8 protein-coding genes are annotated in these 6974 nt (G+C 39.1%); 3 read left to right on the top strand and 5 right to left on the bottom strand.

All coding sequences use genetic code 11. The features are described from left to right. The coding region (locus tag AAC037_RS16335) for a cation:proton antiporter (RefSeq protein WP_339904034.1) at positions 1–379 on the bottom strand (379 nt) is incomplete at its 3' end. A gap of 110 nt (positions 380–489) precedes the next feature. Further along, complete coding sequence (locus tag AAC037_RS16330) at positions 490–969, bottom strand: Mpo1-like protein (protein WP_339904032.1); 480 nt, start codon at positions 967–969, stop codon at positions 490–492. A 359-nt stretch (positions 970–1328) separates the two neighbouring features. Here AAC037_RS16330 and nhaC point away from each other — a divergent pair, with 359 nt between their 5' ends. Together nhaC and AAC037_RS16320 are read left to right on the top strand one after the other, a co-directional pair. Further along, positions 1329–2819, top strand: coding sequence for a Na+/H+ antiporter NhaC (gene nhaC, locus AAC037_RS16325; RefSeq protein WP_339904031.1), 1491 nt, complete (start codon positions 1329–1331; stop codon positions 2817–2819). Beyond that, a complete protein-coding gene (locus AAC037_RS16320; protein ID WP_339904029.1) occupies positions 2816–3418 on the top strand; it encodes a 3'-5' exonuclease in 603 nt (200 codons plus the stop codon). Before nhaC ends, AAC037_RS16320 begins: the two co-directional genes overlap by 4 nt. Here the strand turns inward: AAC037_RS16320 and AAC037_RS16315 are convergent. Continuing rightward, positions 3411–4007 carry a YigZ family protein gene (locus tag AAC037_RS16315; RefSeq protein ID WP_339904027.1) on the bottom strand — a complete coding sequence of 199 codons (597 nt, stop codon included), beginning with the start codon at positions 4005–4007 and terminating at the stop codon, positions 3411–3413. The genes AAC037_RS16320 and AAC037_RS16315 overlap by 8 nt on opposite strands. Positions 4008–4071: 64 nt before the next feature. On the opposite strand from AAC037_RS16315, the gene AAC037_RS16310 reads away from it, so the two are divergent. After that, the gene (locus AAC037_RS16310; protein WP_339904025.1) at positions 4072–5067 is read left to right on the top strand and encodes a glycosyltransferase; all 996 of its coding nucleotides are present in this window, start codon (positions 4072–4074) and stop codon (positions 5065–5067) included. Between the two features lie 71 nt (positions 5068–5138). On the opposite strand, the gene AAC037_RS16305 is transcribed toward AAC037_RS16310, so the two are convergent. Then, complete coding sequence (locus tag AAC037_RS16305; RefSeq protein ID WP_339904023.1) at positions 5139–6311, bottom strand: insulinase family protein; 1173 nt, start codon at positions 6309–6311, stop codon at positions 5139–5141. Next, the coding region (porV, locus tag AAC037_RS16300) for a type IX secretion system outer membrane channel protein PorV (protein ID WP_339904021.1) at positions 6308–6974 on the bottom strand (667 nt) is incomplete at its 5' end. The genes AAC037_RS16305 and porV, both read right to left, overlap by 4 nt.

Genomic DNA, 6974 nt, shown 5'->3' with positions numbered 1-6974 from the left:
CAAAAAACACGGAAATATTCCAACTGAAGCCAAAAAAGTAGCTGATCAATGCTGTGACACCAATGGTAATACTTACCTGTAAACTACCGCCAATAAATACGGCTTTTTTAATGGCCATTAGGCTTTTAAGCGAAAACTCAAGCCCAATCACAAACAGAAGCAATATGACGCCTATTTCTGATAGTACTTCCACCGCTGTGGAGGCATATACCAGCGATAAACCATAGGGGCCGGCAATTGCGCCGGTAAGCAAGTAACCAATGATGGTGGGAAGCTTGAGCCGCATAAATACCAAAATCACCAAGGTGGCCAATCCAAAGATGACTACAATGTCTGATAGTAATGGCAATTCAGCAACAGCTAATATAAATGAGTTCATAAATAATCGAATTGAAAGCAATTAGGTTTGAAAGGTAATAATATAATAAGAATACTAAGCTATGGAAAAGCTCTCAATTGAAAACTTCATCATAGTGTAGCGCTAAGGTATTAATAACCTATTCCTAAACGTTTATAAATGAAATGCATCAACCATGCCGGCCCAATTAGTAGGAATTGAACATCCTTAAAGAAAGATGGTTTTTTACCTTCAATCTTATGGCCGTAAAATTGAAAAACCCAAGCCACTAAAAAGAGGATTAAAGAAAAAAGCCACAAGGGAATAGGTAGAAATAGTGTCAATAAATTGGCCGTTGCCAGGCAAACTGCTGCAAACAAAAACATACCTAAAGCAAGTGGTACAGATAAGGTGATGTAATAATACAAAACCAGCAGCAAAACGATGGTGGCCCAATTTGTAAAACTACTCAGAAGAAAATCCATAGATGCCAATGGACCGGGAGGGATGCTGTAAATCAGACCCACAATGCTGAAAAAAATTGCAGGCACGCAAAACCAATGAATGGTTTTATTGGTAGGGTTTTGGTGACTTATGCCATATTCTTCTAAAAGACCATCTATTTTTCTCATACGAATGTGTCTGTTGGATAAAGCTGCTATAAGTTAAAAATAAAATGCTAACAATCATACTTTTTGGCGAAGTGGAAATTCCTTCTGTGATAATCTATCGCCGAGAATTTTTCAAAGTGTAGGCCTTTCAGCAGGCAAAACGCATAATTTTTCCTAACTTTAAATTAGATTAAGGCGTACTGCGGATAAATTTTAATGTAAATATTAAGAATATAGCGTAGTTTATGTATAATGTAATTTACTTTGGCTTAAGTGATGGGCTGATTACCAGAAGGTGAAATGAAAATAGAGTTTCGAAATCTTGAATTCGAAAAATTTAATTAAACGTTTAATTTTTATGAGGATTATACCGGACATACATGGGTAATATTTCAAAAAGACCTACCATTATGGAGGCATTATTCCCTATAATTTTCTTGATTGTGCTTTTGGCAATCAATATCAAAGTGTTTGGGACAGAAGGCTTGTCAGGATCCAATCAATTGGTGCTTATTTTCGCTAGTGGAGTGGCAGGATTAATTGCGGTTTTTAGGTTAAAGGTGAAATGGGCAGCTGTTGAAAAAGGTATAATCAATAGTATTTCATCTGCCATGTCTTCTATTTTAATCCTATTGTTGATTGGTGCTTTGGCTGGTACCTGGATGTTGAGCGGAATTGTTCCTGCAATGATCTATTACGGGCTTAAAGTGTTGAATCCAACCGTGTTTTTACTCGCAGCTTGTGTGGTTTGTGGGGTGGTTTCCATTGCAACAGGGAGTAGCTGGACCACCGTAGCAACGGTTGGGGTGGCCTTATTGGGTATAGGAAAAGCTTTGGGTTTCAGTGAAGGGCTAATTGGTGGAGCCATTATTTCCGGAGCTTATTTTGGAGACAAAATGTCTCCACTTTCAGATACCACCAACTTGGCACCCGCCATGGCCGGCACAGATTTGTTCACCCATATCAAGCACATGATGAAAACTACCATACCTTCCATCACTATTACCTTGATAATATTTGGAGTGATAGGGCTATTGAACAAGCCTGAAGGGATTGTAGGTCAGGTGGAAGACATTTCTCTTGTGATTTCCAATACCTTCAATATCAATGCTTGGTTGTTTTTGGTCCCGTTAATTGTAATTTTCCTTATCATTAAAAAAGCGCCTGCTATTCCTGTGTTATTGGCCGGATCAATTTTAGGAGGCATATTTGCCGTTCTCTTTCAGCAGGAGGTCATTCATGAGCTGGCCATGATTTCAGAGTTAGAAGGAGGGATAGGATTTAAATCATTTGTAATAGTGTTTCGCTCTCTCTACGGTGAAACAATGATTGTCACCTCTAATAATATAGTGAATGAGCTATTGGTAACAGGAGGAATGGCCGGCATGTTGTACACGGTCTGGTTGATTATTTGTGCCATGGCCTTTGGAGGTATTCTGGAGGTTTCCGGAATGCTAAGTGTTATTGCTGAAGCAGTCATAAGCAAGGTCAACTCGGTGGGATCCTTGATCGCATCTACAGCGGGCACCGGATTGTTTTTTAATATTACTACTTCTGATCAATACCTGGCAATTTTAGTACCGGGAAGGATGTATGCAGACATCTATAGAAAACGGGGGTTGAAAGGGGAAAACTTAAGTAGAACATTGGAAGATAGTGCTACGGTGACTTCTGTCTTGATCCCTTGGAATACTTGTGGAGCAACGCAGGCATCTGTTTTGGGTGTGGCCACTTTAACCTACGCACCCTATTGTTTTTTCAATATAATTAGCCCTTTTATGACCCTACTATTTGGCTATTTAAATTGGGGAATCAACTACTATTCTGAAAAAGAAATGAAATCAATTAATAAAGAAGAAAGCTTGGCATGATACCATTGAAGATAAGCAAAGAAGAAGTCAATGCATTGGACCTAGGTGCTTTTACGGGTAATATTATCCTTGTTGAAGACGAAAAAAGTCTTCAAGAAATGGAAAAAGATTTATTGTCAAGCAAAATAATTGGTTTTGATACTGAAACCAGACCTGCATTTAAAAAAGGGGTGAGCTACGATGTGGCCTTACTTCAACTTTCAACTACTGAGAATGCCTATTTAATAAGGATCAATCATTTTGGTTTCCCCTCGAGTGCCAAAGCCATTTTGGAAGATCCCAATATTGTGAAAGTAGGGGCTGCAGTAAGGGATGACTTAAAAGCATTAAAAAAGATCTCTCCCAATTTCAAGCCTGATGCCTTCTTCGATTTAAATGAGGAGTTAAAGCGAGTTGGATTCTTGAATGTTGGCGTTCGCAACCTTAGCGCAATGGTATTGGGCATTAGAATTTCTAAATCAGAGCAGGTGTCCAACTGGGAAGCTCCGGTTTTGACTGCCAAACAAATGCTTTATGCTGCTACTGATGCTTGGGCTTGCCTTGAAATTTTCCGTAAATTATACAAAGAAGGGTATTTGGATGAGCTATTCACTACTTGATTTGGCTGGAGGTAGGGACTTCAGATAAAACGCCTATTACCTCTTCCGCAAGGCTTTCCCGACATGCCACCTTTATTCTGCAACTGTTGTCAAATTCTTGAGAAATAATCTTCAGGTCGTATTTTTTAACAGTTCTCATAATCTCATCCATAGATAAGTAGCCAAAAGAAAACTCAATGGGTACCATAACGGTTTTCTCGACAATTTCTGAGGAAGCGATTGCTTCAGCAGCAGCTGTTTTATAAGCCCGGATTAGCCCTCCAACTCCTAATTTGGTGCCACCAAAATACCTGACTACTACAATCAAAATTTGGGTTAATTCATTTGATTTGATTTGTCCCAAGATGGGATCTCCGGCACTATGATTGGGTTCGCCGTCGTCATTGGATCGGAAATTTTTCATGTCTTTCCCCAGGATATAGGCATAGCAATGGTGCCGCGCATCATGGTATTGCTTCTTTAATTGGTGGATCAAATCTTGTATTTCTTCTTCGTTTGTTACAGGGTAGGCAAATGATAGAAATTTGCTACCTTTTTCCTTATAAATACCCTGTGAAGGCTTTTCAATACTGCGATAAGTGTCCTCCATTATTATTTGTTTAGATTAATTTTCTCCGTTTTCATTTGCTAATTTAGGGATTTGAATGAATTGGATGAAGAGATCAAGCCCTAGTGTCGAAAGGCAAACAAAAGAAAAGTCTCTAGTAACGGTGATTTGCACTTGTTATAATCAGGCGGAATATGTTGTGCAAGCATTGGAAAGCATTGTATGTCAGACTTACAGGCCTATTGAACTCAAGATTATTGACAATGGCAGTACAGATCATTCCAAAGCGAAAATAAAATCATGGCTGAAAGAAAACAACAATAAAATTCCGGTGAAGACATTCTTTTACGATCAAAAATTGAATTATTGTAAGGCTTTTAATCAAGCTTTTGAGAGTTCCAATGGAGATTATATGGTGGACTTGGCAGCGGATGATTTTTTTGAACCTAAGCATTTGGAATTTGCCATGACCCACTTGAGTCAAAGTGATGCCAAGGTTTATTTCTGCAATTCCTTTGAGCATTTCCCAAGTGGAAAAAGCCAAACCTTTTACCCTACAGATGCCTTGGGAAAGGCAAGCGGAAAGGTTGCTTCCGGGAATGTTTTCGCTGAGTTGATTCGTAGGTATGCCATTAGCTCACCCACCTTGGTTATGGATGCCAGGGCATTTGAAGAGATTGGTTGCTATGATGAAAGCCTAAATTATGAAGATTTTGATATTTTGGTAAGGATGTCCTCAAGGTATTCTTTTGTTTATGGAGACCATATCACAGTAAATAAACGAATGCTAAAGGAGTCGCTTTCTCAGCAGCAGTATAGGTCCAGGAAGTCCCATTTATTGCCTTCTACCTATCAGGTATGTAAAAAAATAGCCACTATGGTGACTACCAAAGCAGAAAAAAAGGCCCTTCAGCAAAGATTAATTCATGAAATTAAACATGCGACCGTGTCAGCTAATTTTGAGGTGGCCCAAAAGATGTTGGACTTATACAATGAGCTTTATCCTTTGGGGGTAAGCTATGTGTTTTTTTCTCTTTGGACAATAGCCAAGGTAGATTTTTCTTCTTTGTATGAAAAGTGGAGGCAAAAACCTTTCAAATAATTGGTCAGCTTATCCTGCGCCTACGATTACCTCAAGCATTTCTTTTTCATTGAAGTACTTATTGGCCATTGTCATAATGTCCCTGCCATCAAAGTTTTTGATATAATCAAGATGGCGGGTGTAATAATCAAAATTAAAGGACTGCTGAAATTAGCCAAGATGCTTCCTGCTAGATAATTTTTTATGATTTCTAGTTCACCGGCCGGAACAGGTTCTGTTTTAAGCCGTTCAATTTCCTTGTAAACCTCTTGAATAACCGCTTCACCATAGCCTCCCTTTACATCGGCCACTGTCATCCAGTATTCATTTCCATTTAATTCACCCAGGAAGCTATTGATGCCATAAGTGTAACCTTTCTCTTCCCGAATATTTTTGATCAGCCTGCTGCCAAAATACCCACCCAAGAGCGTATTAAGAACAGACAAGGCAGGATAGTCGGGATGAGATTTAGGAATCATCCACTTGGCAATCCTTATACTGGACTGTACGGCTTCAGGTTTTTTTTCAAGCAACTTTGATGGCTGAACGAGGCCTGTTGGTAGTAAATGAGGTGTTTTAGGAGAAAGAGGCAAATCACTAAACAGTAATTCTATTTGTTTCAGGTCTTTTTCAGATAGCTGTCCTGTAAGGAATATTTGTGGAGATAGCAAAAAATCTTTTTCGTAATATGCTATCAGGTCATTTTGTTGAACCGCATCAACATCGTCTTCATTGACCTGATAACCGAAGGGGTGGTCTTTTTCAAAAAGACTTTTCCGGATCAACTGGTTGGCACGTGCCGAGGTTTGCTCATTTTTAATACTGATGCTTAGCTTTTTCTGAGATTTCCTCTTTTTTAGTTCTTTTTCCGGAAAGACTGCCTCTGTAAATAAGGACCTGAATACAGGCAAAACCTCTAATAGATGCTTTTTTGTTGTCAATAAACTCAAGCCTTGCCTTTCATATCCTGATATTATATCCACCTCGGAGGCATGGAAATCAAAAAAATCATCCAATTTTTCCGAGTTCATGGTTTTGGTACCTTCCAACAACATGTACAGCATAAAAAAGGGCTGCAAAGGATTGCTGTGCTGATCTTTGCTGTTATTTATTGGAAAGACTACCTCAATCTTTATTGCTTCTATATTGGGGAATGGAATGTAATATATTGGGGTACCATTTGGCAATACCCTTTTCTCGGGTGGATTCAAATGGATTTTTTCCGGAATGCTATAAGGAGGTGCTAGACTTCGGTCTATACTCATTTTTGAACGTTGTATTGCAAGCTAAATCTAAGGGTTTCTGCCAATGGGTGGTTTTGAACTTGTGGTACTAAATAAGAAAAGTCAAAGCCTAAACGGTTGTATTTGAAGCCGACACCCATGGTGAAGTATCTTCTTCCTCCTTTGCTTGCATTTTCATAAAAATACCCCAATCTAAGCGCAAATTTATCATCATAGGAATACTCAGTTCCGAAGGATATCATCAGTTCTTGCAATTCTTCTCTGAATCCATCCGGAGCATCTACAAATGATCCGAACATACCGCTTATCAAAGGTCTCGAAGGGTCTTTTCCTGCCTCAATTTGTGGATTACCGGTGTTAGGGTCAATAACCAACTGCCCATTTTCATCTTCCCTATAGATAGGAGGACTAGGCACCATAAGTTTATTTAAGTCTAGGGCAAAAGTAATTTTATTCAACTCATCCATAGGGATGGTAAGGGCAGAACCTATCCTGAAATTAGTAGGCAGGTAATCAAGGTCATCAGCGCTGTTGTAGGTGATCTTAGGTCCAATATTGGAAAGGTTAATTCCCCAAGACAATTCCCCTTCCTTATCTGAGATTAGAATTTCTGAGGTGTGGTAAAGACCAACATCTGTGCCTAAAGATACACCGGGTCTACTTTCGTTGCCCCCTGATGCACTT

Origin of the sequence: uncultured Cyclobacterium sp. (assembly GCF_963976465.1) — a bacterium.
Classification (GTDB): Bacteria; Bacteroidota; Bacteroidia; order Cytophagales; family Cyclobacteriaceae; genus Cyclobacterium.
This window is presented reverse-complemented; position numbering and strand designations above follow the sequence as displayed.

Coding starts and splice junctions, on each gene's coding strand:
- AAC037_RS16330 (WP_339904032.1), bottom strand. CDS start 969: ATGAGAAAAATAGATGGTCTTTTAGAAGAATATGGCATAAGTCACCAA.
- nhaC (WP_339904031.1), top strand. CDS start 1,329: ATGGGTAATATTTCAAAAAGACCTACCATTATGGAGGCATTATTCCCT.
- AAC037_RS16320 (WP_339904029.1), top strand. CDS start 2,816: ATGATACCATTGAAGATAAGCAAAGAAGAAGTCAATGCATTGGACCTA.
- AAC037_RS16315 (WP_339904027.1), bottom strand. CDS start 4,007: ATGGAGGACACTTATCGCAGTATTGAAAAGCCTTCACAGGGTATTTAT.
- AAC037_RS16310 (WP_339904025.1), top strand. CDS start 4,072: ATGAAGAGATCAAGCCCTAGTGTCGAAAGGCAAACAAAAGAAAAGTCT.
- AAC037_RS16305 (WP_339904023.1), bottom strand. CDS start 6,311: ATGAGTATAGACCGAAGTCTAGCACCTCCTTATAGCATTCCGGAAAAA.